The sequence below is a fragment of the Pseudomonas oleovorans subsp. oleovorans genome (assembly GCF_002197815.1).
Taxonomy (GTDB): domain Bacteria; phylum Pseudomonadota; class Gammaproteobacteria; order Pseudomonadales; family Pseudomonadaceae; genus Aquipseudomonas; species Aquipseudomonas oleovorans.
Map to the genome: position 1 here is coordinate 22776 of NZ_NIUB01000006.1, position 26959 is coordinate 49734.

At 63.3% G+C, this 26959-nt stretch carries 24 protein-coding genes and 3 pseudogenes; 9 read left to right on the forward strand and 18 right to left on the reverse strand.

Annotated elements, in window-relative coordinates:
• Positions 1-18 precede the first annotated feature (18 nt).
• Positions 19-897 carry a LysR family transcriptional regulator gene (locus PSOLE_RS04850; RefSeq protein WP_373855140.1) on the reverse strand — a complete coding sequence of 293 codons (879 nt, stop codon included), beginning with the start codon at positions 895-897 and terminating at the stop codon, positions 19-21.
• Positions 898-985: 88 nt separating this feature from the next.
• Between PSOLE_RS04850 and PSOLE_RS04855 the strand changes: the two genes are divergently transcribed.
• The gene (locus PSOLE_RS04855; RefSeq protein WP_039964952.1) at positions 986-1453 is read left to right on the forward strand and encodes a multidrug/biocide efflux PACE transporter; all 468 of its coding nucleotides are present in this window, start codon (positions 986-988) and stop codon (positions 1451-1453) included.
• 54 nt (positions 1454-1507) lie between these two features.
• Positions 1508-2062 carry a sugar ABC transporter ATPase gene (locus PSOLE_RS04860; protein WP_074856570.1) on the forward strand — a complete coding sequence of 185 codons (555 nt, stop codon included), beginning with the start codon at positions 1508-1510 and terminating at the stop codon, positions 2060-2062.
• Positions 2063-2169: 107 nt separating this feature from the next.
• Here the strand turns inward: PSOLE_RS04860 and PSOLE_RS04865 are convergent.
• From PSOLE_RS04865 to PSOLE_RS24545, 4 genes and pseudogenes are all read right to left on the reverse strand, one after another.
• Positions 2170-2919: pseudogene (locus tag PSOLE_RS04865) on the reverse strand (TonB-dependent siderophore receptor); the annotation flags it as partial.
• Between the two features lie 122 nt (positions 2920-3041).
• Entirely contained in the window at positions 3042-3680 is a 639-nt protein-coding gene (locus tag PSOLE_RS24535) for a TonB-dependent receptor domain-containing protein (protein WP_244597209.1), read from the reverse strand.
• Between the two features lie 57 nt (positions 3681-3737).
• On the reverse strand, positions 3738-3986 hold the full coding sequence (locus tag PSOLE_RS24540; protein ID WP_003462764.1) for a hypothetical protein: 249 nt from the start codon (positions 3984-3986) through the stop codon (positions 3738-3740).
• Positions 3953-4438, reverse strand: coding sequence for a TonB-dependent receptor plug domain-containing protein (locus PSOLE_RS24545; RefSeq protein WP_003462763.1), 486 nt, complete (start codon positions 4436-4438; stop codon positions 3953-3955). The genes PSOLE_RS24540 and PSOLE_RS24545 overlap by 34 nt, the downstream gene beginning before the upstream one ends.
• A 144-nt stretch (positions 4439-4582) precedes the next feature.
• Between PSOLE_RS24545 and guaB the strand changes: the two genes are divergently transcribed.
• The 5 genes from guaB (at position 4583) to PSOLE_RS04895 (ending at position 10128) form a co-directional block, all read left to right on the forward strand.
• Entirely contained in the window at positions 4583-6052 is a 1470-nt protein-coding gene (gene guaB / locus PSOLE_RS04875; RefSeq protein ID WP_003462762.1) for an IMP dehydrogenase, read from the forward strand.
• A 75-nt stretch (positions 6053-6127) separates the two neighbouring features.
• The gene (guaA, locus tag PSOLE_RS04880; protein ID WP_074856567.1) at positions 6128-7705 is read left to right on the forward strand and encodes a glutamine-hydrolyzing GMP synthase; all 1578 of its coding nucleotides are present in this window, start codon (positions 6128-6130) and stop codon (positions 7703-7705) included.
• Positions 7706-8006: 301 nt separating this feature from the next.
• A complete protein-coding gene (locus PSOLE_RS04885; RefSeq protein WP_003118320.1) occupies positions 8007-9263 on the forward strand; it encodes a tyrosine-type recombinase/integrase in 1257 nt (418 codons plus the stop codon).
• Between the two features lie 60 nt (positions 9264-9323).
• A complete protein-coding gene (locus PSOLE_RS04890; RefSeq protein ID WP_012019489.1) occupies positions 9324-9599 on the forward strand; it encodes a hypothetical protein in 276 nt (91 codons plus the stop codon).
• Between the two features lie 4 nt (positions 9600-9603).
• Positions 9604-10128: a helix-turn-helix transcriptional regulator gene (locus PSOLE_RS04895; RefSeq protein ID WP_003118321.1), complete on the forward strand. Its 525-nt coding sequence runs from the start codon at positions 9604-9606 to the stop codon at positions 10126-10128.
• Positions 10129-10142: 14 nt separating this feature from the next.
• Here the strand turns inward: PSOLE_RS04895 and PSOLE_RS04900 are convergent, their stop codons facing one another.
• The 5 genes and pseudogenes from PSOLE_RS04900 to PSOLE_RS04915 form a co-directional block, all read right to left on the reverse strand.
• Positions 10143-10526 carry a helix-turn-helix transcriptional regulator gene (locus PSOLE_RS04900; protein ID WP_003118322.1) on the reverse strand — a complete coding sequence of 128 codons (384 nt, stop codon included), beginning with the start codon at positions 10524-10526 and terminating at the stop codon, positions 10143-10145.
• Positions 10527-10968: 442 nt separating this feature from the next.
• Positions 10969-12325 (reverse strand): annotated as a pseudogene (locus PSOLE_RS04905) (purine-cytosine permease family protein).
• Between the two features lie 5 nt (positions 12326-12330).
• Positions 12331-13017, reverse strand: coding sequence for a cysteine hydrolase family protein (locus tag PSOLE_RS04910; RefSeq protein WP_003118323.1), 687 nt, complete (start codon positions 13015-13017; stop codon positions 12331-12333).
• A 124-nt stretch (positions 13018-13141) separates the two neighbouring features.
• Entirely contained in the window at positions 13142-13300 is a 159-nt protein-coding gene (locus PSOLE_RS24210) for a hypothetical protein (protein WP_023106003.1), read from the reverse strand.
• Between the two features lie 68 nt (positions 13301-13368).
• Positions 13369-14412: an LLM class flavin-dependent oxidoreductase gene (locus PSOLE_RS04915; protein ID WP_003118324.1), complete on the reverse strand. Its 1044-nt coding sequence runs from the start codon at positions 14410-14412 to the stop codon at positions 13369-13371.
• 204 nt (positions 14413-14616) lie between these two features.
• Between PSOLE_RS04915 and PSOLE_RS04920 the strand changes: the two are divergent.
• A pseudogene (locus PSOLE_RS04920) lies at positions 14617-16561 on the forward strand (methyl-accepting chemotaxis protein).
• Between the two features lie 12 nt (positions 16562-16573).
• On the opposite strand, the gene PSOLE_RS04925 reads toward PSOLE_RS04920, so the two are convergent.
• From PSOLE_RS04925 to PSOLE_RS04960, 8 genes are all read right to left on the reverse strand, one after another.
• Positions 16574-17359, reverse strand: coding sequence for an IclR family transcriptional regulator (locus PSOLE_RS04925; RefSeq protein ID WP_003118325.1), 786 nt, complete (start codon positions 17357-17359; stop codon positions 16574-16576).
• Between the two features lie 174 nt (positions 17360-17533).
• A complete protein-coding gene (locus tag PSOLE_RS04930; protein WP_003118326.1) occupies positions 17534-18112 on the reverse strand; it encodes a sarcosine oxidase subunit gamma in 579 nt (192 codons plus the stop codon).
• 3 nt (positions 18113-18115) lie between these two features.
• Positions 18116-21013, reverse strand: coding sequence for an FAD-dependent oxidoreductase (locus PSOLE_RS04935; RefSeq protein WP_074856564.1), 2898 nt, complete (start codon positions 21011-21013; stop codon positions 18116-18118).
• A complete protein-coding gene (locus PSOLE_RS04940; RefSeq protein WP_074856561.1) occupies positions 21010-21312 on the reverse strand; it encodes a sarcosine oxidase subunit delta in 303 nt (100 codons plus the stop codon). Before PSOLE_RS04940 ends, PSOLE_RS04935 begins: the two co-directional genes overlap by 4 nt.
• Before the next feature lie 11 nt (positions 21313-21323).
• Positions 21324-22565 carry an FAD-dependent oxidoreductase gene (locus tag PSOLE_RS04945; protein ID WP_074856558.1) on the reverse strand — a complete coding sequence of 414 codons (1242 nt, stop codon included), beginning with the start codon at positions 22563-22565 and terminating at the stop codon, positions 21324-21326.
• Positions 22547-23470, reverse strand: coding sequence for a bifunctional methylenetetrahydrofolate dehydrogenase/methenyltetrahydrofolate cyclohydrolase FolD (gene folD / locus PSOLE_RS04950; RefSeq protein WP_074856555.1), 924 nt, complete (start codon positions 23468-23470; stop codon positions 22547-22549). The genes PSOLE_RS04945 and folD overlap by 19 nt, the downstream gene beginning before the upstream one ends.
• Positions 23467-24333: a formyltetrahydrofolate deformylase gene (gene purU, locus PSOLE_RS04955; RefSeq protein WP_074856591.1), complete on the reverse strand. Its 867-nt coding sequence runs from the start codon at positions 24331-24333 to the stop codon at positions 23467-23469. The genes folD and purU overlap by 4 nt, the downstream gene beginning before the upstream one ends.
• Before the next feature lie 315 nt (positions 24334-24648).
• Positions 24649-25242: a helix-turn-helix domain-containing protein gene (locus PSOLE_RS04960; protein ID WP_003118332.1), complete on the reverse strand. Its 594-nt coding sequence runs from the start codon at positions 25240-25242 to the stop codon at positions 24649-24651.
• 356 nt (positions 25243-25598) lie between these two features.
• Between PSOLE_RS04960 and glnT the strand changes: the two genes are divergently transcribed.
• Positions 25599-26933 carry a type III glutamate--ammonia ligase gene (gene glnT / locus PSOLE_RS04965; protein ID WP_003118333.1) on the forward strand — a complete coding sequence of 445 codons (1335 nt, stop codon included), beginning with the start codon at positions 25599-25601 and terminating at the stop codon, positions 26931-26933.
• Positions 26934-26959 lie beyond the last annotated feature (26 nt).

A 26959-nucleotide genomic window follows, 5' to 3' on the forward strand; every position in this document is an offset into this window, starting at 1 on the left:
TGATAAGCGCAGAGGCGCTCAACTGTCTTCGAGCAGACGCCCGAGCAGCCAGGCTGCCACCGGGCCAAGTTCACGCTGGCGCGACCAGATGGCGTCCACCGTGACCCGCCGTGGCCAGCCATTGCAGGGCAGCTCATGCAGGCCGCCAAAGCCGTAGGCATCGACCAGTTGCCTGGGCAGTTCGGCCCAGCCGAAGCCCAGACGGGCCATTTCCAGCAGCATCAGGTAGTCCGGCGCGGCCCAGCAGCGTCCGCCGCTGCCGGGCAACTCGTCCGTGTTCGCATCGTCATGGGCGACGCTGCTCAGGCGCAGCAGACGCCAGCGCGACAAGTCGTCCTGACGCACTCGTGGCAGCTTGCTCAGCGGATGATCCTTGGCCACGAACAGGCCGAACTCGCTGCTCATTTCCAGGCGGGCGTGGGCGATATGCGGTGGATAGGCCGCTTGCGCGGCGAGCAGTCCCAGCTGCGCGCGGCCCTGGGTGATCAGGTCGAGCACATCGGCCTGTTCGGCGATCAGGCTTTCGAACTGCAGATCGGGGAAGCGCTGATCCAGTTCCTGCAGGCGAACTTCGTATTGTTTCGGCTGGTAGGCGTCGGACAGTGCCAGGGTCAGTCGCGCCTCCTGGCCTCTGGCCAAGCCTGCGGCGTGTCGCGCCAGGCGGTCGCTGGCGCAGAGCACTTCTTCAGCGTGGGCCAGCAGGCTGGCACCGGCTTCGGTCAGCTGCAGCTTACGTGGGCCGCGTTCGAACAATGCCACGCCCAGATCGATCTCCAGGCGCGCGACGGCCTCGCTGATGGTCGACTGGCTTTTGCCCAGGCGCCGCGCTGCAGCGCTGAGCGAGCCGCTGCTGGCGGCTTGGGCGAAGGCCTGGAGGGATTCGGGGGAAATATTCATATCGGTTTTGCCGATGGCAGCTGCCTTTGGATTGGCTGATATTCCGATGATCATAGCGCTCGTTGTCACCTATCACGAGGTTTGTTTCATGACTCACCCCCTGCCGCGCTCCCTGCGTGAGCGCATCGGTCACGCCCTGGCCTTCGAAGGTATTGCCGTGCTTATCTGCGCACCGGCCATGGCCTGGTTCATGGACAAGCCACTGCTGCACCTGGGTGTGCTGACCCTGATGTTCTCAACCGTGGCGATGCTGTGGAACATGCTGTTCAACTACCTGTTCGACCGCGCACAGAGTCGTCTGGGCTTCGAGCGCGGCCTGTGGGCGCGGGTCAGTCATGCGCTGCTGTTCGAGGTGGGCTTGATCGTCGTACTGGTGCCTCTGGCTGCCTGGTGGCTGTCGATTGGCCTGCTCGAGGCGCTGCTGCTGGATATCGTGCTGATTCTGTTTTTTCTGCCCTACACCCTGGCGTTCAACTGGATCTATGACCTGTTGCGTGCGCGTTGGCTGGCCCAACGTCAGGCGCAGCTGGACGATGCGGTCTGTCGAGGGGCTTGATTGGCTGGCCGCAGCGCCTAAGCTGCCGCCCTTTCCCTATCAGCTCCGAGCACCATGACCGCGCAACTGATCCTCGTCCCGCAGATATCCACGCTTCCTGCACATGAGCAAAAGGCCCAGGCTATGCTGCGCTGGCTGGTCAAGCGGGAGATCGTCGAGGCGTTGCCGACCACCTGCGGCCAGGGCGGCAATGGCATGGCCTACGCCATCGGGCCGGGCGCTCGGCGTATCGCCCAGCGCCCAGAGTTGCTGCCCTATGGCCAGGCTCACAATGGCCTGGAAATCATCACCCACCGCTGCATCTATATGCCGACACGCAGCTTCCTCGAAGAAGCGGGCTGTGCCGAATGCCGCAGGGAAGTGGGCGTGCCGCTGTTCGACAGCCTCGAGGTTTGGTGGCCAGGGGAAACCGACAACTTCACCTGCCCGGAATGCGGGCATGAAGATGACATCAACGGCTTCCTGTTCCTGCAGCCATGCGGCTTTTCCAACCTGGGTTTCATCTTCAACGGCTGGGCCGAGGCAGGTCTGCACCAGGCGTTCGTCGAAGAATTCGGCGAACGCCTGGGCTTTGCCGTGAGGCAGGTGCGGGTCGACGATCCGGCTTGAGCGGTTTTCAGCCGATTGTGGGAGGGGCTTTAGCCGCGACTTCATATGGTTTCAGTTGCCGCTGAATCGCCTCCCACAGGCGCTCAGCAGTTGCCATCGGGATTGGCTCAAAACTTGACGTTGGCCGACAGGCGCAGTTCGCGTGGCTCGCCCACTGCAACGCGCAGGTTGCCGCCGCTGGAGGGGTAGAAGCGCTCGTTGAACAGGTTACGTACGTTCAATTGCAGGCGTGTCTTTTCTCCAAGCAATTGGCTGTCCCAAGTGACGAAGGCATCGGCCACGGTGTAGCTATCCAGCCAGAATGTGTTGGCGTTGTCGCCAGCACGCTCGCCGACATAACGCGCGCCGCCTCCCAGTCGCCACTGACCCAGCTCCAGGGGTAGATGCAGGTGATGGACGATGTAGAGACTGCCGACATTGCGTGCGGCGTTGACCAGCTCGTTGCCTTCGTTGCTCGGGTCATCGAGGATTTCCGTATCGGTGTAGGCGTAGCTGCCGAGCAGCTCCCAGCGCTCGCTCAGGCGGCCACTGATATCCAGTTCCACGCCGCGCGAACCGACCTTGCCTGCTGCTTCCGATACGGAGTTGTTGGTGACCACGACGTTTTTCTTCTCGATATCGAACAGCGCAAGGCTGGCGCCGATGCCTTGAGGCAGATCGAGTTTCACCCCCAGCTCGTAGCTGCGGCCTTCTTCGGGATCGAATGCCTGGCCAGTATTGGTATCCGAGGCATTGGGCACGAAGGAGTGGCTGTAATTGCCATAGAACGCCACCTGGTCGCTCAGCTGGAATACCAGGCCGCCGAAGGGCAGGAAGGTGGTATCGGTACGGTCGGTGGTGCGGGTATAGGCGGCCCCATGGCTAATGCTGATCAGATAAGTTCGTCACCACCCCCTCCTACTTGCAGTAGAGGGGCGTTTTTCGTAGGAGCCAGCTTGCTGGCGATGCTTTTTATGGCGGATCGCCGGCAAGCCGGCTCCTACAAAGATCGAGTGCAACGGCTTAACTGACTGGCATTAGCCCCATGGCCCTGTTCGACGAACTGCTCGAAACGCTGATAACGACCGCCAAGCACCACGATCCACTGGTCGTTCAGGTGCCAGTTGTCCTTCGCGTAGAGCGAGCGTGAATGCAGCTCGTCGCTGCGATCACTCTGCGCCGCGTTGAGTGCGGAAGGTGCGGCGAGGTTGCCGTATACCGGGTTGTAGATATTAAAGCCACCCACTGCCGGGCCGCGCCAGGTGTCGCCACGGAAGTTGTCGACTCGCTCGGTGTCGGCACCGATCAGCAGGTCATGACGCTGGCCGAACAGGTTGGAGTTGCCGATCCAGTCCCAGGCCAGGTATTGGGTCTGGTTGTCATGCGTGCTGCCATCGGAGCGGCGGCTCATTGCGCCCGTGCTGGCATTGAGCGTGTTCGGCCGTGCTTCGGCATAGTCGTAGCGCTCGTTGTTCCAGCCGTAGGTAAGGCGGGTCGACCAGTCGTCGCTGAGCTGATATTCGGCGGTGGCAGTGAGCAATTCGTCGATGCCCTCTGCCTTCGACCAGCTCTCGCCGAAGCGGTCGTTGTAGGACACATTGGCTGGCTTGCCATTGACGATCACCGTGCCGCGATCCACCAGCGTGCTGTATTCCTTGTATTCATAGGCGATGTTGAGGCGTAGGCGTTCGCCTTCCTAGCTCAGCGAGGGGGCAATCAGGCTGTTTTCCTTGGTGCCGAAGTTGCGCCAGTAGTCCTCGTTCTGCCGCTCGGCGATCAGGCGAAAGGCCAGGCCACTGTCGGCAATCGGACCGGTCACGTCGACTGCCAGGCTGCCACCGCCGAAGCTGGAGTTGTCCGCGCTCAGTCGCGTGCCCCATTGGTACTGCGGCTTCTTGCTGATCACGTTGATCAGGCCGCCCGGCTCCAGTGCGCCATACAGCAATGAGGCGGCCCCTTGAGCACTTCCACGCGTTCGGTGGTGGCGCTGAAGTTGCGCGACAGGCTGGAGCGGATGCCGTCTCGCAAAATTGAACCATCGGCGTTGCTACCGAAGCCGCGCTTGATGAAGCCGTCCTGGGTACCGGCCAGGGTGTTGCTCTGGGTTATGCCACTGACGAACTTCATCGCATCGTCCAGCGACTTGACCTGAAAGTCTTCGAGGGTCTGGGGTGTCACCACCAGTACCGACTGTGCTTCATCCCTGAGTTCCACGGAAGATTTGCTCGCCGAGCTGGCGCGTCTGGCCTGATAGCCGTCATCTTCCTGAGTAGGCCTGGCCACCACTTCCTGGCTGGGCAGCTGCAACTCTTGAGCGAGTGGTTGGCTGGCGGGCAGCAGGCAAAGGGTCAGCAGGACGGCGCATGGGCTGCCCAGGCAAGAGCGGGTGAAGTTCATTTGGTACTCGAGTGCAGGTGTTTTTGAGAATCATTATTTTATTGTTTTCAATACAGGCCTGCCTAGGGATGCACTTTGCATTGAGTGCAGCGAGGTCGCTGGGTATAATGCCGCGCTTCTTATTTTCCCGCTCGGGAGCCCTCCATGCTGCGCATCAGCCAAGAAGCACTCACTTTCGACGACGTCCTGCTCATCCCCGGTTATTCCGAGGTGCTGCCCAAGGACGTCAGCCTGAAGACCCGCCTGACCCGCGGCATCGAACTGAACATCCCGCTGCTGTCCGCTGCCATGGACACGGTCACCGAGGCGCGCCTGGCCATCGCCATGGCACAGGAAGGCGGCATTGGCATCATCCACAAGAACATGACCGTCGAGCAGCAGGCTGCCGAAGTGCGCAAGGTCAAGCGCTTCGAGTCGGGCGTGGTGAAAGATCCGATCACCATCGAGGCCGATGCCACCGTGGGTGATCTGTTCGACCTGACTCGGCAGAACAATATTTCCGGTGTGCCGGTGCTGCATCATGGTGATCTGGTCGGCATCGTTACCAGTCGGGATGTACGTTTCGAAAGCAATATGGCTGCCAAGGTGCGCGACGTGATGACGCCCAAAGAGCGTCTGGTCACCGTCAAGGAAGGCGAAGACACCCAGGTGGTACGTAAACTGCTGCACAAGCACCGCATCGAGCGCGTGCTGATCGTCGATGACCAGTACCGCCTCAAGGGCATGATGACCGTCAACGACATCGAGAAGGCCAAGGCCTACCCGCTGGCGAGCAAGGATGATCAGGGCCGTCTGCGCGTGGGCGCTGCCGTGGGTACCGGTGCCGATACCGGTGACCGTGTTGCGGCGCTGGTCGCAGCCGGCGTCGATGTGATCATCGTCGATACTGCCCACGGCCACTCCAAAGGCGTGATCGACCGCGTGCGTTGGGTCAAGCAGAACTTCCCGGAAGTCCAGGTGATCGGCGGCAACATCGCCACGGGCGCCGCTGCCAAGGCGCTGGTTGAAGCCGGCGCCGATGGCGTCAAGGTCGGCATCGGCCCGGGCTCCATCTGCACCACCCGTATCGTCGCTGGCGTTGGCGTGCCGCAGATCAGCGCCGTGGCCAACGTCGCCGCTGCTCTGGCCGGCACCGGTGTACCGCTGATCGCCGACGGTGGTATCCGTTTCTCCGGTGACCTGTCCAAGGCCATCGTTGCGGGCGCATCGGCTGTGATGATCGGCTCCATGCTGGCCGGTACCGAAGAAGCACCGGGCGAAGTCGAGCTGTTCCAGGGCCGCTCCTACAAGGCCTACCGTGGCATGGGCTCGCTGGGCGCCATGGCGCAGGCGCAGGGCTCCTCGGATCGCTACTTCCAGGACTCCTCGGCCGGTGCCGAGAAGCTGGTGCCGGAAGGTATCGAAGGCCGTGTGCCGTACAAGGGTGCCATGAGTGCCATCGTTCACCAGCTGATGGGCGGCCTGCGCGCCTCCATGGGCTATACCGGTTGTGCCACCGTCGAAGAGATGCGTACCAAGCCCGAGTTCGTGCGTATCACTGGCGCCGGCATGGCTGAGTCGCACGTGCATGACGTGCAGATCACTAAAGAGGCTCCCAACTACAGAGTTGGTTGATTCGCCACACTGTTATGAATAACGGGGCTGTTCGATCAGCCCCGTGTCATTTGTGAACACCTACGAGAGACGGCCATGGCCCACGATATTCACGCCCACCGCATCCTCATTCTGGACTTCGGTTCCCAGTACACCCAGCTGATCGCGCGCCGTGTGCGCGAGATCGGTGTCTATTGCGAACTGCACCCCTGGGACATGAGCGACGAAGATATCCGCGCCTTCGCTCCGCGCGGCATCATCCTCGCCGGTGGTCCGGAGTCGGTGCACGAAGCCAATAGCCCGCGCGCACCGCAAGCGGTGTTCGACCTGAATGTGCCGGTATTGGGCATCTGCTACGGCATGCAGACCATGGCCGAGCAGCTTGGCGGCAAGGTGGAAGGTTCCGACCTGCGTGAATTCGGTTATGCCCGTGTCGACGTGGTCGGCAAGAGCCAACTGCTGGCCGGCATCGAAGACCATGTCGATGCCGACGGCGTGCTCGGTCTCGACGTATGGATGAGCCACGGCGACAAGGTCACCCGCCTGCCGGAAGGCTTCAGCATCCTGGCCAGCACGCCGAGCTGCCCGATCGCCGCCATGTGCGACGACACCCGCCATTACTACGGCGTGCAGTTCCATCCGGAAGTGACCCACACCAAGCAGGGCGGTCGCATCCTCTCGCGCTTCGTGCTGGAAATCGCTGGCTGCGAAGCCCTGTGGACGCCGGCCAACATCGTCGAAGACGCCATCGCCGCCGTGCGCGCTCAGGTTGGCGACGCCAACGTGTTGCTCGGCCTGTCCGGTGGTGTGGACTCCTCGGTGGTCGCGGCGCTGCTGCACAAGGCCATCGGCGACCAGCTCACCTGCGTCTTCGTCGACAACGGCCTGCTGCGTCTGCACGAAGGTGATCAGGTGATGGCCATGTTCGCCGAGAACATGGGCGTCAAGGTCATCCGCGCCAATGCCGAAGAGCAGTTCCTGTCCAACCTGGCCGGCGAAGCCGACCCGGAGAAGAAGCGCAAGATCATCGGCCGCACTTTCATCGACGTGTTCGATGCCGAGGCCAGCAAGCTGGACAACATCCAGTTCCTCGCCCAGGGCACCATCTACCCGGATGTGATCGAGTCGGCTGGCGCCAAGAGCGGCAAGGCTCACGTGATCAAGAGCCACCACAACGTCGGCGGCCTGCCGGAGGAGATGAACCTCAAGCTGGTCGAGCCGCTGCGTGAGCTGTTCAAGGACGAAGTGCGCAAGATCGGCCTGGAGCTGGGCCTGCCTTACGACATGGTCTACCGCCACCCGTTCCCGGGCCCGGGCCTGGGCGTGCGCATTCTCGGCGAAGTGAAGAAGGAATACGCCGACATCCTGCGTCGCGCCGACCACATCTTCATCGAAGAGCTGCGCAAGGCCGACTGGTACCACAAGACCAGCCAGGCGTTCGTGGTGTTCCAGCCGGTGAAATCGGTCGGCGTGGTCGGTGACGGCCGTCGCTACGCCTGGGTCGTTGCCCTGCGCGCCGTGGAAACCGTGGACTTCATGACCGCTCGCTGGGCGCACCTGCCCTACGAGCTGCTGGAGACCGTCAGCGGCCGCATCATCAACGAGATCGAAGGCATCTCCCGCGTCACCTACGACGTGTCGAGCAAGCCGCCAGCGACCATCGAGTGGGAGTGATGTCGGGTCCTTCTGGGCTCATTGAGATGTATCGGTAGCAAGTTGCAACGTGTTGATTTAAAAGAAAATTCGTTGCAATGGTTATCGAGGCTTATCGCCGATTAGCAGAACGGATTGGCGGTAGCGGTGACGGTAGTAAACAGCGGTCGGATTGAGACCGTTCTGTTTACTATCCGGTCAAAACCGGTCTTTGACGGTAAATCGCTCCTTGGGAAAGCTTGCCCCGTGCGGCTTTCCCGGCATCAACAGGTCTCCTGACCCTTGACGGTAAAAGCCGTCATGAACAGGAGTAAAAACCTCGATGCTTACTGATAGCAAACTGCGCAATCTCAAGCCCAAGTCCAAGCTGTACAAGGCTTTCGACCGCGATGGTATGTACGTGACGGTATCGCCTACCGGTACCGTCACCTTTCGCTACGACTACCGTCTCAATGGACGCAGAGAAACGCTAACCATCGGACGCTATGGTCCGACTGGCATATCCCTGGCCATGGCTCGCGAGAAGCTGTTCGATGCCAAGCGCATGGTCGCCCTGGGCAAGTCTCCCTCCCTGGAAAAGCAGCGCGCGAAGCGGCGCCTGAACGCTGCCAAGAATTTCGGTGAAACGCTGACGAAGTGGTTGGCCGGTGCGCGCATGGCCGACAGCACGCGCGCGATGCGCAAAAGCATCATCGACCGAGACATCCTGCCGGTCTTCGAGAACCGGCTGCTGACCGAAATCACCCCTGACGATCTGCGAGCCCTGTGTGCCAAGGTGAAGGCTCGAGGAGCGCCGGCAACTGCGGTCCATATTCGCGACATCGTGAAACAGGTCTATGCGTTCGCGATCCTGCATGGAGAGAAGGTCGAGAATCCGGCTGACGACGTTAAGGCGTCTTCCATCGCCACTTTCGTGCCGAAGGATCGAGCGCTGAGCCCGACCGAAATTCGGCTGGCCTTCCATCAACTGGAGACTATCGCCGCGTATCCCACGATCAAGCTGGCCTTGCGGCTGGTGCTGCTGACCTTGGTACGCAAGAGCGAGCTGATCGAGGCAACCTGGGACGAGGTGGACTTCGAGAACGCCACCTGGACGATCTCCAAGGAACGGATGAAGGGGCGTAACCCGCACGTTGTCTACCTGTCGCGCCAGGCCTTGGACATCTTCGTGGCGTTGCACACCTGTGCGGCCGGTTCCCGCTATGTGTTGCCCTCGCGCTATGACATCTACCGCTGTATGTCGCACGCCACCCTGAACCGCATCACCCAGCTTATCGCCTCCCGTGCGAAGGAAGCAGGCCTGCCGTTGGAGCCGTTCACCGTCCACGACCTGCGCAGGACTGGTTCCACGCTGCTCAACGAGGTGGGCTTCAACGGCGACTGGATCGAGAAATGCCTGGCTCACGAGGATGGTCGCTCCTCGCGCTCGGTCTACAACAAGGCCGAGTACGCGGAACAGCGCAGGCACATGCTGCAGGAGTGGGCGGACATGATCGACGCCTGGATCGATGGCCGCACTCATGTTCCCCAGCTACTGCCGGACAGCGTTGTAGTGCCGGTGTTGAGTGCCACGGTTTAAGGAAAGTGCAAGGTTGTCAGTTGACAACCTTGCCGGTCATGCGAATACTGGAGATCACTGATGACCCGTCCTTCTCACTCGAAGAAAGAGGTCGAAGAAGCACTCAGGCATGCCGAAGAGCAGGGCTGGCGCATAGAGCTGGGTGGTAGCCACGCTTGGGGACGAATCTACTGTCCCTACAACGATGAAGAGTGTCGCTGCGGCGAGTTCTGCATCACCAGCGTGTGGAGCACACCGAAGAACCCAGGCAACCATGCGCGTGCCCTTCGGCGCGTCGTCGACAACTGCACCACGCACCGTAAGCAGCGGCAGACCGCTGAGGGCGCAGAGGAGTAGCGCTATGGAATACATCTTCACCCTGAAATACCAACTGGCCGACGATGACCGTGATCCGGAAGCGTTGGTCGAGCGTCTCGGCGAGGCTGGCTGCGACGATGCCCTGATCGGCATTGGTCAGCCAGGTCGTCTGGCGCTGGAGTTCACCCGTGAAGCGGAGAACGCTGAGGCGGCTGTGCGCAGCGCACTGGCCGACGTGCGCAGTGCCTTACCGTCGGCCAGGCTGATCGAGGTGGCACCGGACCTAGTCGGACTCACCGATGTGGCGGAGATCGTCGGCGTGTCGCGCCAGAACATGCGCAAGCTGATGTTGGCTTATCCAGGCAGCTTCCCTACTCCGGTGCACGAGGGCAGTGCTTCGATCTGGCATCTGGCGGACGTGCTGGCCTGGCTGCAAGCCAAAGGCAGCTATTTGCTGCCTGGTGGCGTTCTGGATGTGGCTCAGGTAGCCCAGCAGGTCAACCTGGCCAAGGAAGAACGACGACTCACTCGCCCGGCCTCCAAGGAACTGCAAGCCCTTGTCGGATGAGGACGGCGCCGGCTTCATGCTTGGCTTGAGCCCGCCCGGACAGGGCGGGTTTTCCGTAGGTAAACATCCGGCTTGCTGATATTGACCCGAGGCGCCCGCTTGCGCTCCTCGATCCAGGCCTCCACCTCGGCCAGATCCCAGACCACGCAACGTGGTGTCAGGTTGAAGCGCCGGGGGAACTCGCCGCGACGCTCCATCTCGTAGATCGTTGATTCAGCCAGGGGGACGATCTGTCTCAGCTCATGCTTGCGAATTGTTCGCCGGAAGGGTAGGGGGCTGCCCTTCGGGAACTGCGGAAGCGACTCGTAGGCTTCCGTGCCCGGTAAGGGGAGGGACTGGTCAGAGGCGGTATCGAGAACCTCGGTAGTACGCGAAGAAGTATCCATCTCTATCTCCATGATTACGCTCCATGGGAAAGAGAGTGGATTTCAATACCAGGTAATGCACCTTGCTGTGGCGTAGTCGGAGGCTGCTTCTGGTGATTCTGTTGAAAAAGTTCCGCCGCACTCTTTTCCCAGCAAAGTGGTCTCTACCGAGCGGAGAGACACTTGCTTAAGTTGGATAATGTCCATCGCAAAGAATGTTTATGACCCAGACCAGGTAAATAGCGTGCGGAAGGCGGAGGACTCTGTTCCAACCGCGGCGAGGTGCTGATGTTGGAGGGGGCGATCTTCGAGCGTCAGGATTGAGTCGAACGGTTTGCGGATCGGTATCCCTGTCCTGCAAGTCTTGAAGGTTCCGTCCAGGTGGGAGTGGCGCCTGCCTCTGCGCGAAGGGGCTGCACAGCAGCCCCAGGGCTCTGCCCGGCAGTCCGTTGCCTGGCCGCTGCAACGGGCTGGGTTATGAGGGCTGGAGGCTGCGCTCCAGGCTACGCCGCATCGCCCAGTAGTAGGTCAGGGCTGGTACTAGCAGGCCCACCACCCAGGCCAGGTCGACGCCGTTCAGCGCATTGGCGATGGGGCCCACGTATAGCGTGGTGTTCATAAACGGTATCTCCAGCAGGATCGCTAACAGGAAGCTGCCGCAGGCCACCATGTTGACCCGGCCGTAGCGACCGTCCAAGTCGAAGATATCCTCCACGCAGTAGTCTCCTTTCCTGAGGCAGTAGTAGTCCACCAGATTGATGGCGGTCCACGGGATCAGGAAGTAACTCATGAAGAAGATGAAATTCAGGAAGTAACTGATGAAGTCTTCCTGGCTGACGGTGCAGAGCGCAGTGGCGATGACGCTGATCACCAGCATGAACAGGCCCCGCATACGTGGTGTTACTCGCAGGCGGGCGAAGGGCTCGATCACCGTGACCGTCGACATGAATGCGCCGTACAGGTTGAACACGTTGATCGCTACCTGGCCGTAGACGATGAAGATGAACAGCGGCACGGCGGCGGCGCCGAACAGCATTGCGAGATGGCTGCCGACGTTGTCGGAGAAGCCGTCGACGGCCACGCACAGCATTGCGCCGAGGATCATCATCCAGGCCCCGCCGACCACTGTTCCACCATAGCTGAACCAGAACACCCGAGACATCGGCGTGTCGCTCGGTAGATAGCGGGAATAGTCGGCGACATAGGGCGCATAGGACAGCTGCCAGGTGACCGCAATGCTGACCGCCACCATGAACTTCGACAACGAGAATCCCACGGGCGACCATTGAGTCTCGGGAATTGGCAGGCCCAGCGCCAGGCCGGTCGCGACCAGGAACACCAGGACCGAGAGTAGTGACAGTACCTTTTTGCAGCCGATGGATCAGCCGGTAGCCGTAGAGGGCCACGACGAAGCACAGCGTGCCGATCAGGTAGATGTTGGCGTCGCCACCCAACGGGCTCACCGATTCGATGGCCTGGGCGGCCAGCAGGGTATTGCTGACGAAAAAGCCCAGGTAAATGAGCATCACGAACAGCAGCGGCAGTACCGCGCCGATCACGCCGAACTGGGCGCGGCTCTGAATCATCTGCGGGATACCCAGTTTCGGCCCCTGGGCCGAGTGCGAGGCCATGAAGATGGCGCCAATTAGCGAGCCCAGAATGATGGCCAGGGCGCTCCAGAACAGGTTGAGGCCGATCACCACCGGCAGCACGCCCGAGGCGATGGTGGTGATGTTCATATTGGCGCCGAACCAGATGTAGAACAGTGAACCGGGTTTGCCGTGGCGCTCTTTCTCGGGGATGAAGTCGATGCTTCTTTTCTCGACGTGCATGGCGATCACTCCTGTTTACGCCCGGGTTGACCCAGGGCGGATTGAAGGCGGGCAATGGTGGCGACGAACTGCTCGGGATGGTGTGCGAACTGATCGGGCTCGCTTGGGCGGCAGGACTGGCAGGCTCTTCCCTCAAGGACTTGCAGGAATTGCTCGGTGGCGAAGAGTTCGATGGCGTAAATCCAGTTGGCCATGATCAACAGCGCCGCGTTGTGGGCGGATTCAGTCGTGCTGGTGCAGGCATCGGCGATCAGGTCGACGGCGTAGCCCAGGGCGAAGGCGTCCAGCACTGTGGCCAGTACGCAGGCGTCGGTGAGCACGCCGCTGATGACCAGCCGGCAGGTTCCCATTCCCGCTAGCTGCTGAGCGAGGTCGGTGCGGTGGAATGCACTGTAACGTGGCTTGTCGATCACTCGCTCGCCGGCTCTGGGCGCCAGGCAGTCGACGATTTCCACCTGGTGGGTGCCGGCACGATAACTCCGCGGGCGACCGGCGGCGTCGACCGGCTCGCCCGGAGGCAGATCGCTGCCGTCCGTCGCGTTGACGTGCCGGGTGTAGATAATGGGGATGCCCGTCTGCCGGGCTGCATCCAGCAGGCGGATGTTGTTGTGGATAACCCGGTCGAAGCCATGCAGGGGAAAACCGTCTTCCTGCTGCATGTCGATGACGAGTAAGGCTCTGTCTGTGTTCATAAGCAACTCTTGTTGTTGTTCGGCCATGAATGCGCGTCGACTGCAGCATCGGCCGGGCGCACGAGGGCGCCATGGCGCGACGACGGGGAGTCGGACGCGGGCGAAATTCAGCGAGGAGAGTTGTTTAGCGGACTATCTGCCAGAAGCCATTCTGCTTGGCGGTAACTGAGGAACGCAGGCGCTTGAGGAATACATGGGCGGGTGTACACGTGCCGCGCAGATAGGCCATGGCGGCCCCGGGCAGTGGCTTGACGGTGCAGAGGGTGAGGCCAGTCGTGTGCATGGCGTTCGACCACCTGTGGGTTGGTGAAAGGCGGCCGGATCGCCCGATCCGGCCGCTTGCTGCATCGATTAGCGGAAAGCGGGCACCACGTGCTTGATGAAGAGCTCCAGGGATTTCTTCTTCTCGGCGTGCGGCAGGCTGTTGTCGGCCCAGAAGCTGAATTCGTCCACGCCCAGCTCCTGGTAGTGGCGGATGCGCGCGATAATTTCTTCCGGGGTGCCGATCATGGTGTTCTTGCGGATGTTGTCCAGCTCGAACTCCGGGCGCTCCTTGAACTTCTCTTCCGGGCTCGGCGGCAGCAGGCCGTTGACCGGGGTCTGCTTGTTGCCGAACCAGGCGTCGAAGGTGCGGTAGAACTTGGAGATGGCCGCGGCGCCGACCTTCCAGCCGTCCGGGTCGTCCTTGGCGTGGACGTGGGTGTGGCGCAGCACCATCAGTTGCGGACGCGGCACCTCGGGATTGTTGGCCAGGGCGGCCTCGAACTTGTTCTTCAGATCGACCACTTCCTCGTCGCCCTTCATCAGCGGGGTGACCATCACGTTGCAGCCATTGGCCACGGCGAAGTTGTGCGAGTCCGGGTCGCGTGCGGCGATCCACATGGGCGGACCGGGCTGCTGGAGCGGCCGCGGCGAGGAGGTGGAGGTGGGGAACTTCCAGATCTCGCCGTCGTGGGCGACGTCGCCCCGCCATAGCGCCTGGACCACCGGCACCATCTCGCGCAGGTACTTGCCGCCGTCGGTGGCCGGCATGCCGTTGGCCATGCGGTCGAACTCGTACTGGTAGGCGCCGCGGGCCAGGCCCACCTCCATGCGCCCGTTGCTGATCACGTCGAGCAGGGCACATTCGCCGGCGACGCGGATGGGGTGCCAGAAGGGCGCGATGATGGTGCCGGCGCCGAGGCGGATGGTGCTGGTGCGCGCGGCCAGGTAGGCCAGCAGCGGCATCGGGCTCGGCGAGATGGTGTACTCCATCGCATGGTGTTCGCCGATCCATACGGTGCTGAAACCGCCGGCTTCCGCCAGCAGGGTCAACTCGGTGAGGTCCTCGAACAGTTGGCGATGACTGGTCTGCTCGTCGTAGCGCTCCATATGCACGAACAAAGAAAATTTCATGATGCGTTCCTCGAACCTGTGTCTGGTTGGCCATGGCCTGGCCGACTGTGGTGACGCGTTCATCGCGCTCGGTGTTTGTTGATTGCACTGGCGCCGCAGCGGCGCTGCAGCAAGGCAAAGCGGATTGCTATTTATTGGTATACCATAATACTGTATATCTGCAAGGCCTTTTTAACAGAGTACAAGCACCAGCAAGGAGCGGGGATGAACATCAAACACAAGCTGATCCTGGCATTCGCGGCGATCGCCAGCCTACCGGTGGTCCTGGTCGCGGTTCTGGTCATCCTCAATGTGCGCGGCGAGGCGCGGCAGGGTTTTCTCGACAGCAGCAGCCGCGAGATGCGCCAGGTGGACAACGCCATGCAGCTGTTCTTCGAGGGAATCGGCCAGAACGTCGACTACCTGGCGGGGCACCCCTTGTTGAACAGCCTAGACCGCGACGTCAAACGCTACCTCACGGCCGACGCCGCCCAGTTCGGCGAGGGTGAGCACGACGCTCGGGTGTTCGAGCTTTTCGCCGCCCTGGCGGCCAGTCATCCGGCCTACGCCTATCTGTCGTTGGGCACCAACGAGGGTGGTTATGTGTTCTGGCCCGGCGATGCCAGCCTGGCCAACTACGACCCGCGCACCCGCCCCTGGTATCAGCGGGCGATGGCCAACCCCGGTAAGACCCTGCGCACCGAGGCCTACTACTGGGCGGCGGACGATGTGGTGCTGGTCAGCACCGTGCGCAGTTTCGCCAACCGCCTCGGGAAGGAGGGTGGGGTGGTGAACATCGACGTGTCGCTGCAGCAGCTCACCGACATCGTGCGGCAGATCAAGCTGGGTGACAGCGGCTACCTGATGCTGATGGAGAAAAACGGTACGGTGCTGGTGGACCCTAGCCAGCCGCAGCATAACTTCAAGGCCCTGGCCGAGCTAGGCGAGGGCTATGCGCGCCTGGCCGCGACTCAGCAGGGGCTGGTCGAGGTGGAGCTGGACGGCGAGCATTACATGGCCAATGTCTACAGCTCAGAACAGCTGGGTTGGCAGTTCGTCGGGCTGATCCGCGAGAGCGAGGTGATGGCCGCCGCAACCCGCCTGACCTGGATCATCGTGCTGATCGCGGCCCTGGTCGCGCTGGCGTTCGCCGTCACTGGCGCGCTGTTTGCCGGGTTGATCGTGCGGCCGATCCGCGCCGTGGCCAGCGGGCTGGCAGACATCGCCCAGGGCGAGGGCGACCTGACCACCAGCCTGGCGGTGCGCGGGCGCGACGAAACGGCGCAACTGGCCGGCTGGTTCAACCAGTTCCTCGGCGCCATTCGCCAACTGATTCAGCGCATCGGCCAGGCCGCGGCGCAGATCTATCGCATGTCGAGCAGCTCCACCGCGGTTTCGCTGGAGATGGCCAACGCCGCTTCTCGCCAGCGCGAGGCGGTGGACATGGTGTCCACCGCCTTCCATGAAATGGTCATGACCGCCAACGAGGTGGCGCGCTCCTGCAGCCAGGCCGCGGACTCGGCCGACAACGGCCAGCGCCAGGCGCACGACGGCCAACGGCAGATCGACCAGGCGGTGGCCAGTGTCGATCGCCTGAGCCGTGAGATCGAGCATTCGGTCGCGGCGATGCAGCAACTGGAGCAGGACAGCAGCGATATCCAGTCGATTCTCGGCACCATCCGCTCCATCGCCGAGCAGACCAATCTGCTGGCGCTGAATGCCGCCATCGAGGCCGCTCGCGCCGGCGAGCAGGGCCGGGGTTTTGCCGTGGTGGCTGATGAGGTGCGCGCTGGCCAAGCGTACCGCCGACTCCACCGGGGAAATCGACAGCCTGCTCGGCAACCTGGCGCGGCGCACCAACGAGATGGGCAAGCAGATGCATGCCAGCCTGGACGTGTCGCAGCAGACGGTCGGCTCGATCAACGATGCGCGCAGCAGCTTCGAGCTGATCCGCGAGTCGGTGGACGTGATCCGCGACATGAACACGCAGATCGCCACCGCCGCCGAGGAGCAGCACCAGGTGGCAGAGGAGATCAACCAGCACATCAGCCAGATTCACCACAATGCGCAGCGTGTGGCGGAGCTCGCCGGCAGCTCCAGCGAGGATGCGCAGACCCTGGCCGGGCTCTCCGATGAACTGAACCAGCTGGTATCGCGCTTCAGAACCTGAGGCGCGGCATGATCACGCGGCGATGTGTCCCAGTGCCTGCGACACATCGTGGCTTGCCGCGAGCAAGGCGGCGAGAAAGCCTTCCTGGGCAACTTGGGTATCCATCACCGCGTCCGGGCCGGACAGGTTGATAGCGGCGACGATGGCGCCGCTGTGATCGCGGATGCCGGTGGCGATGGCGGTGGAGTAGTCGGAGCGGTGCAGCACCCAGCCACGCTGGCGGTCCTCGGCGATCACCTGCTGTAGCTCCGGCAGGGTGCGCGGGGCTGGCGGCGGATAGTCGTCCAGGCGCACGTGCTGGTAGAGCGCGCTCAGCTGTACCTCGCTCAAGCCACTCAGCAGCACGCGGCCCAGGGCCGTACTGTGGCAGGGCAGGCGAGTACCGACGGGAATGTTCACCGCCAGGCGCTGCGGGGCCATGGCGCGGTACAGGTAGAGGCTATCGGTCTGCTCGCGGATGCTCAGGTGACATGACAGCGAGGTGCGGTCGCGTAGGTCGTTTAGATGGGGCATGGCCACTTCGACGATGTCGCGGCTGGCCAGGTAGGCAAAGCCTTCGCTGACTACCTGGGGGCCCAGTTCGAAGGCATGGCGGCCGACCTTGCGCAGGTAGCCCATGTCGACCAGTGTCTGCACGATGCGGTAGACGGCCGAAGGGCTGACCCCGAGACGTTCGGCCATGTCGTTCATGCCCAGGCTGCGTTCGCGGGCATTGAACATAGCGAGGATGCTCAGGCCGCGTTGCAACGCCGGCACGCGGTAATCGGTTTCCCGATCCGGGGTTTCGATGGCGGTCATTCATGGGGCTCCATGGGGCCCTGGCATTGTTGGGTGCCCCAGCATGGGTGTCTGACATGAGGCCGAATGGTGGATCGGTGAAGCGTGATCCACCCTACGGTTTGCGAGTTGCCACCCGGTTCCCGTAGGGTGGAAATAGCTGTTTATTTCCACCATGTGGCCATTGGCGGGGCATCAGGCCAGCTGCTTTTCCAGCACGTCCAGCGCCACCGGCTGGCCGCCGAACTCGTTCATGGCATCGAGCATGGCGTCGCGGAAGTACTCGAGCGACGCTCGGTCGCAGAGGATATGCAGGCGCGGCAGATCGCCCGAGCCGGCATTGATCACTATGACGTTGATCCGGGCTGCTGAAGTCTGGGCCACCTGGCCGGTGGGGAAGGCCTGTGGACGCAGGTCGACTCCGCAGAGCTTGGCCATCACCTCGGCCACGTGCCGACCGGACAGTTGCAGCCAGGCGTGGCTGTCCTGGCGCGGCAGCAGGTAGTTGCCCTGATCGGTCAACTGCCACCCAGCTTCCTCGCTGGCAATCCGCTCGCCTCGATCGGCCAGGCTGCCGAGCAGCAGGTACTCGGTCTGCGACAGGCGTGCCACCAGCGATCCGTCGGCCTGGAGCAGTGCCCGGTTGGGCACTTCTGGCAGTTGGTAGCCGCGCTCTCTGAGCCAGGTGGCGCTGTCCACGCCGCGAAAGCCCACCCGCGGCAGGTCGGTGAGGTCGATGAGCGCGCAGCGCTCGAGGGTATTGAGGCTGGTCATGGCTCAGAGCTCCTGGCGCTGGTTGTCGGGATCGAAGAAGGGCAGTTGCACCACCGTGGCCTGCACCACCTGGCCGCCATCGACTCGGATCGGAATCCGCATGCCTGGCTCGGCCTGGTCGGCGCCGGCGTAGGCCAGGCCGATGATCTGGCCGAGGGTCGCCGAATACTCGCAAGAGGTGACGTTGCCGCTGATGTCGGGCCCATTGAGCACCAGGTGACCCTCCAGCGGCTGCGCACTGCCCTTGGGCAGGGTGAAACCGACCAGCTTGCGCTTGAGCGGCTGCGCTTCGAGGATTTCGATCGAGCGCTTGCCGACGAAGAACGGTTTCTTGCGGCCGATGGCCCACTGCATGTCGATCTCGCCGGGATGGGTCATACCATCTGTGTCCTGGCTGATGATCACGTGGCCTTTCTCCAGGCGCAGCAGGCGTTGGGTCTCGACGCCGAAGGGGCGGATACCGAACTCTGCGCCGGCCTCCATTAATGCGTCCCACAGCCGTGCCCCATGACGTGCCGGTACGTGGATTTCATAGCCCAGCTCACCGACGAAACCGACCCGCATCAGCCGCGCCGGTATGCCGGCGACGCTGCCGGTGCGTGCGGCCAGATAGGGGAAGCCCTCGGCGGACAGGTCGACGTCCGCGCAGAGCTTCTGCAGCACCTGGCGCGACAGTGGCCCGGCCAGGTTGACCGCCGCCAGGGCGGCTGTGACGTTGGTGATGTCCACGTTCAGCCGCCACTGCGCGTTCCACTTGAGCATCTGCTGGTAGATGCGGTCGACGCCGCTGGTGGTGGCGGTGACGTAGAAGTGATTGTCCGCCAGCCGCGCGCAGACGCCGTCGTCGATCACCACGCCGTGCTCGTTGGTCATCAACGCATAGCGAGTGCGCAGCAGCGGCTGCTTTTTGAATGGCAGGGTGTAGATGCGCTCGAGCAACTCGGCGGCATCCGGGCCGCGCACGTCGAGGCCGCCGAGGGTGGACACGTCGATCAGGCCGACCTTCTCGCGCACGTGGCGGGCTTCTTCCTGCATGCAGCGTTCGCGATCTTCGGCCTTGCCGTAGAACGCTGGACGCTGCCAGATACCGGCGGGCATCAGCTTGGCGCCGGCGGCGACATGGCGGCTGTGCATGGCGGTGTGACGATAGGGGTCGAAGGCGCGGCCGGCGACGTGGGCCAGTTTTTCTGCTTCGAACGGCGGCCGCGCGGTGGTCACGCCGGTTTCGCCGATACTGCGGCCGGTGGCCTGGGCTACCAGGCGCGCGGTGGGCAGCGCCGAGTGGCGGCCCTGGGACGGGCCCATGCCGACGGTGGAAAAGCGCTTGACCAGTTGCACGTCGCGGTAGCCGATGCGGGTGGCGTTGACGATGTCGCGAACCTGCAGGTCTTCGTCGAAGTCGACGAAATCCTTGCCCTTGGGATGGGGGAATATCGGCCACTCGAAGTTGACCCGCGCCTCGCCGCGCAGGCTCGCTTCGCCAATGCCGGCATCCAGGCCCAGTGCTTCGACTGCCCGTGCGGCGGCGCGGGCGCCGTCGGCGAGTACGTTGTCCAGATGGTGGCGACCGCCGACCGAACCGGCGATCGCCAACCCTTCCGGCAGGCCACTGATGGCGAACTCGGCGCGCTGCTCGTCGTAGGCCAGCTTGCCGCCTGCTTGGCACAGCAGCTGGTAGACCGGCATGTAGCCGGCGGACATGCACAGCAGGTCGCAGTCGACGTGAACTCCCTGGGCGGCAACCTGGCCCTGGGCGGTGATGCGGCGGATATCCGCGCCGCTGACATGGCGCATACCCTTCTCGTGCAGGGCCTCGTACACGGTGCTGCCCAGGTGGCAGGGGATGCCCTGCTTTTCCACGGCGACCTTCAGCGCGACATCGGCCGGCTGCAAGCGCATGTCCACCAGGGCGGCGACCTGCACGCCCTGTTCGGCCAGGTCGAGGGCGGCCAGGTAGCCGTCGTCGTTGCCGGTGAGCAGCACGGCGCGATGGCCAGGCTTGACCGCGTAGAGCTTCATCAGGCGCTGGGCAGCGCTGGTGAGCATGACCCCGGGCAGGTCGTTGTTGCGAAACACCACCGGCTGGTCGAAGGAGCCGGCGCTGACGATGCACTGCCGCGCACGCACCTTGTACATCCGTCGGCTCTGGATCACCGGCAGGTAGTTGTCGGTGAACCAGGCGTTGCAGGTGGCCTGCGTCAGTACCTGGATATTGGTGTGGCCTTGCACGGCGCTCACCAGATCACGGCGCAGCGCCTCGGCGCGGCGGCCCTCGATATCGAAACGGGCGTAGGTCAGCGAGCCGCCGAGCAGCGGCTGCTGTTCTATCAGCAGCACTTTGGCCCCGGCATTGGCGGCGGTCAGCGCGGCGGACAGCCCGGCCGGGCCGGCGCCGACGATGGCGACGTCGACGAACAGGTAGGCCTTGTCGTAGTACTGCGGCTTGAAGTTCAGATCGAGCACGCCGAGGCCGGCCTTCTTGCGGATCAGCGGCTCCCACACCTTCCATATGCCCTTGGGCTTGTAGAACGAGCGGTAGTAGAAACCCACCGGCATGAATTTGGAGAACTTGCCCAGGTAGGCGTCGCGGTCGTTGTCCAGCGAGCCGTTAAAGTTCTGCCCGCTGACGGCGAGCCCGGCTTGGAGCGCCTGGGTGTCGGCCAGCACATTAGGCTCGTCGGGCAACTGCACCAGGGTGTTGGCGTCCTGCCCGGCCATGCTCAGCGGGCCGCGCGGGCGGTGGTACTTGAACGAGCGCGAGAGCAACCAGCGGCCGTTGGCGAGCAGGGCGCTGGCGATGCTGTCGCCGGCAAAGCCTTGGTACTCGCTGCCGTCGAAGCTGAAGCGCAGCGGCTGGTCGCGGTCGATCAGCAGGCCCATGGGGGCGGGGAGGCGGTTCATCGGGCGATCTCCTCGGCGTGCGCGGCGAACTCGACCCGCTGGGTGAAGAGTTCCTTCGGATCGAAGGTACGAATGATCTGGTCGGTGACGGTGTGGCGCTCGGCGAGGAACCAGTAGCTGGAGGCGTTGTGCAGCCACCACTCGCGCACCACGCCGGCGGCGTTGTCGCTGTTGAATACGTAGTCGGCCCACTCGGCATCGCTGCAGGTGGCCGGATCGGGCATGACCTTGAATTCGCCGCCGTAGGTGAATTCGCTGATGTTTCTTGGCCCGTTGAGCGGGCAGTTCATGATTTTCATCTTCCGCTCCTTTAGTGACTGGCCGCCGTGGCGCCCATTTCGTTGACCTGCTGGAAAGTGGAAAAACGCGCCAGGGCGAACGGGCGGATCAGCTCCGGCACCTTGCCGCCCGTGGCTACCAGCTCGGCCATGGTCTTGCCGCAGATGGGCGTGGCCTTGAAGCCCCAGGTGCCCCAGCCGGCGTCGAGGTAATAGTTGTCCACCGGCGACAGGCCCATGATCGGGCTGTAGTCCGGGGTCATGTCGGTGATCCCGGCCCACTGGCGCATCAGCTTGGCGTTGGCCATGAAGGGGAACATCTCGATGGCATGGGCCAGCAGGCTCTCCTTCAGGTCCAGGGTCGAGCGGGTGTTGTACAGCGGGTAGGGGTCGGAGCCGCCGCCGAAGACGATCTCGCCGCGGCTGGTCTGCTGCACGTAGCAGTGCAGGGCGGAGGAACTCACCAGCGGATCGAGGAAGGGCTTGAACGGCTGGGTCACCATGGCCTGCAGCGGGTAGGTGTGGATCGGCGCGCGAATGCCGGCCTTCTTCAACATCAGCGAGCTGGCGCCGGCGATGGCCTGCACCGCGCAGCCGCACTTCACTGTGCCGCGGTTGGTCTTCACCGCGGTGATGCGGCCGTTTTCGATCACCAGATCCTGCACCTCGGTGAGCTGGTGGATTTCCACGCCGCGCTTGGCCGCCTGCTTGGCGTAGCCCCAGGCCACGGCATCGTGGCGGGCGGTGGCGCCGTCGATGTGCCAGAGCCCGGCGAGCACCGGCAGGTGGCCGGGGTCGAGGTTGAGGGTGGGCACCAGCTCGCGGATCTGCTGGCGGTCGATCATCTCGGTGCGCCCGCCGAAGTGCTTGTTGACCTCGGCGCGCTGGCGGAAGGCGCGCACCGTGGCGTCCGTGTGGGCCAGAGTGAGCTGGCCGCGCTCGGAATACATGATGTTGAAGTCGAACTCGTTGGACAGCTCCTTGAACAGCCGCACCGACTCGGCGTAGAAGCGCACGCCCTCGCTGGTGAGGTAGTTGGAGCGGATCACCGCGGTGTTGCGCGCGGTGTTGCCGCCGCCGAGGTAGGCCTTCTCCAGCACCGCGACATTGGTGATGCCGTGATACTTGGCCAGGTAGTAGGCGATGGCCAGGCCATGGCCGCCGCCGCCGATGATGACCACGTCGTAGGACGGCTTGAGTTCGCAGGGTGGCGGCAAATCCACCTCCACCGGGTAGTCGGAGCTCAGGCCGTATTTCAGGAGATTGAAGGGCATGCTGCCTCCGCGCGCTGGGCAAGGGTGGACGGGGCCGGCTGCTGCAGGCGCGCGGCGACCAGGGTATTTTTCATCAGGTAGGCGATGGTCATCGGGCCGACGCCGCCAGGGACCGGGGTGATGGCCGAAACCTGCGGCAGGGCCGAGTCGAAATCGACATCGCCCACCAGCCGCGAGCGGCCGCCTTCCTCGATGCGGTTGATGCCGACGTCGATCACCACGGCGCCGGGCTTGAGCCATTCGGCATCGACCAAGCGCGGGCGGCCAACGGCGGCGACGACGATGTCGGCCTGGCGGCACAGCTCGCGCAGGTTGGCGCTGCGCGAATGCACCACGGTCACCGAGCAGTGGGCCTTGAGCAGCAGGGCGGCCATGGGCTTGCCGACGATATTGGAGCGGCCGATGACCACCGCGTGCTTGCCGGTCAGGTCGCCGCAGCTGTCCTGCAACAGGCGCAGGCACCCGGCCGGGGTGCAGGGGGTGAGCACCTCACGGCCCTGGCTGAGCCCACCGACGTTCTCGGCATGGAAACCGTCGACGTCCTTCAACGGGCTGACGGTCTGCAACACGCGGTGCTCGTCGATGTGTGCCGGCAGCGGCAACTGCACCAGGATGCCGTGCAGCGACGCATCGGCATTCAGCTCGGCGATCAGCGCCAGCAGCCTGGCTTCGGCGGTATCGGCCGGCAACTTGAATTCCAGCGAGCGGATGCCGCACTCCTCGGCTCGCAGCACCTTGTTGCGCACGTAGACCTGGCTGGCCGGGTCGTCGCCGACCAGCACCACGGCCAGGGCCGGGACGATGCCGGCCGCTTTCAGGGCGCGCACATCCTCGGTCACTTCGGCCAGCACGCGGGCGGCGGCGGCCTTGCCGTCGATCAGCTTGATGGGGGCTTGTGTGTTCATCGGAAGATCACCGTGCGCTCGCCATTGAGGAAGACCCGATGCTCCAGGTGGTATTTCACCGCCTTGGACAGGGCCACGGTCTCGGTATCACGGCCGATGGCCACCAGATCGTCGGGCAGGTAGGCGTGGTCCACGCGCTGCACTTCCTGCTCGATGATCGGGCCTTCGTCGAGGTCCGAGGTGACGTAGTGCGCGGTGGCGCCGATCAGCTTCACGCCGCGCTCGTAGGCCTGGTGGTAGGGTTTGGCGCCCTTGAAGCCGGGCAGGAAGGAATGGTGGATGTTGATGGCGCGGCCCGAGAGCTGCTTGCACAGATCGTCGGAAAGGATCTGCATGTAGCGGGCCAGCACCACCAGCTCGGTCTGGGTCTCGTCGACGATCCTCATCAGCGCCGCTTCCTGCTGGGCCTTGCTGTCCTTGGTCACCGGCAGGTAGATGAAGCGGATGCCCTCGCGCTCGGCCATGGGCCGCAGCTCGAGGTGGTTGGAGACGATGGCGGTGATCTGCATGTCCAGCTCGCCCTTGTGGTGACGATAGAGCAGGTCCACCAGGCAGTGATCGTACTTGCTCACCATCAGCAGCACGCGCATGGGCTGGGCGGTGCTGTGCAGCGCCCATTCCATGTCGAAACGCTGGGCCACGGCCACGAAGCCTTGCTCGACTTCGTCGATATCGCCTTCGTAGCGGTCGTTGAAGCGAAACACCGCGCGCATGAAGAAACGGCCGCTGGTCTCGTCGTCGAACTGCGACATCTCGCTGATGTAGCAACCCCTGTCCGCCAGATAGGTGGTGACCGCCGCAACGATGCCCGAGGCTGCCGGGCAACTGATCTTGATGATGAAATGGTCGGTGGCGTGTTGCATGTTTGGTCCTCGATTGTTGGGCGGCAGCTCAGTGCAAAAGTGGAAAATTTCGTGGGTGAAGCGAAACTTCATCTATGAATGTTTATTACTGCTGGGAAAAAAAGTTTCCTGATGCGCTTTTATAGGCGAAGCGAAGCTGCAGGTCTAGCTTGATGGGAAAATTTTTATCTTGGCAGGAAACTCTTGTCGCGTTAGCGATGGAGTGCAGAACGGTGCGCGCGGCGCACCCTACGGCGTGGCGGGAAACAGAGGGGTAGGGTGCGCCATGCGCACCGGAATGGCGTTACCGGGCGCACCCTGTGGGGGAAACGGGCCTTACTCGTTGCCGTAGTTCATCACCGACAGCAGGCGGATCGGCACCTGCAGCAGTTGCTCCGGGCCGTGCGGGATGTCGCCGTCGAAGGTCAGGCTGTCGCCGGCCTGCAGGTGGTAGAGCTGGTTACCGTGGCGATAGACCAGCTCGCCCTCCAGCAGGTGGAGGAACTCGGTGCCGGGGTGAGCGAAGGTGGGGAACTCCTCGCTGGCGTCGTCCATGCTCACCATGTAGGCCTCGAAGTTCTTCTTCGGTCCACGAGTGTGGTTGAGCAGGTGGTAGGTGTGGCCCTTCTCGGTGCCGCGGCGAACCACCTCCATGCCCTCGCCGGCCTTGACCAGGATGGCGCTGCCGTCGGGTTGGTCGTACTGGCTGAACAGTTTGGACATGGGCATGCCGAGCACGTCGCAGAGACGGCTCAAGGTATCCAGGCTGGTGGAGACCTGGGCGTTCTCGATCTTGCTCAACATGCCCTGGCTGATTCCGGCGATACGGGCCACGTCCGCCAGTTTCAGTTCCTGCGCCTGGCGCTGACGCTTGATCTGCATGCCCAGGTACTGCTCCAGGCGGAGGCGGGGAGGGATCTCGGTGGTCATGGGCGGTGAGTCCTGCACGATTTCAGTTCAAGAAAGTAAATTTCGCACTGAGAAAGTGCGAGTCCGGGCGTCCCGCTCCGGATGGCGACACGGGACTTTCCCACAGTGAAAAGGATTTTCCCATATAAACAGTAGCTCGGCGCCAAACCGAGTTCTTCCTCTGCGCGCCTTTCAGATTGGCAAGCTGCTTGCATTCCTGATGGGAAACTAAGTTTCCTGTGTGGAATTCAATGAAAAAGCCCGACCGCTACCTGCTCATTCAGACGATCCGGACTACGGTGGCAGTCGTGCGCCGCCCCGTCTTCGATCGCCTGCCATCCAACGACCGCCTTGCCCTTTTCCAGGAGTGAAGACCCATGTTGCCAACTGAAACGCAGCGCATCATCGATCAGCACGGCATCAAGTACGTGCTGGCCCAGTTCGTCGATATCCACGGCGCCGCGAAGACCAAGTCCGTGCCGATTTCCGGCCTCAAGGCGGTGGCCGAGGACGGTGCCGGGTTCGCCGGTTTCGCCATCTGCGGCATGGGCATGGAACCGCATGGGCCGGACTTCATGGCCCGTGGCGACCTCTCCACCCTGATCCCGGTGCCCTGGCAGCCGGGCTACGGCCGAGTGGTGTGCATCGGACATGTGGAAGGCAAACCCTGGGCGTACGACACCCGCTACGTGCTGCAACAACAGGTCCAGCGTCTGACCGACAAGGGCTGGACCCTGAACACCGGACTGGAGCCGGAATTCAGCCTGTTCCGCCGTGGTGCTGACGGCAAGCTACAACTGGTGGACGCCACCGATAATCTGGACAAGCCCTGCTACGACTACAAAGGCCTGTCGCGCTCCCGCGAATTCCTCGAGCGCCTGACCGAAGCCCTGCAACCGGTGGGCTTCGACATCTACCAGATCGACCACGAGGACGCGAACGGCCAGTTCGAGATCAACTACACCTACAGCGACGCCATGGAATCGGCGGACCGCTTCACCTTCTTCCGCATGGCCGCCGGCGAGATCGCCAACGACATGGGCATGATCTGCTCCTTCATGCCCAAGCCTGACCCGAAGCGCGCCGGCAACGGCATGCACTTCCACCTGTCCATCGCCAGCGCCAGCAACAAGAACCTCTTCCACGACCCGAACGACCCTAGCGGCATGGGCCTGTCGAAAATGGCCTATCACTTCGCCGCCGGCCTGCTGGCCCACGGCCCGGCCCTGTGCGCCTTTGCCGCGCCCACGGTCAACTCCTACAAGCGCCTGGTGGTGGGGCGCTCGCTGTCCGGTGCGACCTGGGCGCCAGCCTTCATCGCCTTCGGTGCCAACAACCGCTCGGCCATGGTGCGCGTGCCCTACGGCCGCCTGGAGTTCCGCCTGCCGGATGCCGGCTGCAACCCCTACCTGGTCACCGCCGCGATCATCGCCGCCGGCCTGGACGGCATCGACCGTCAGCTGGAGCCGGACACCATCTGCAACGAGAACCTCTACAACCTGAGCCTCGAAGAGATCGCCGCGCGCGGCATCAAGACCCTGCCGCAGTCGCTCAAGGAAGCCACCGACGCCCTGGAAGCCGACCCGCTGTTCCGCGAGGTGCTCGGCCCCGAAATCGTCGACGAATTCATCAAGCAGAAGCGCATGGAGTGGGTGGAGTACAGCCGCCACGTCTCCGACTGGGAGATCCAGCGCTACACCGAATTTTTCTGACAGCCCGTCGCCCATTTACCTGCCCC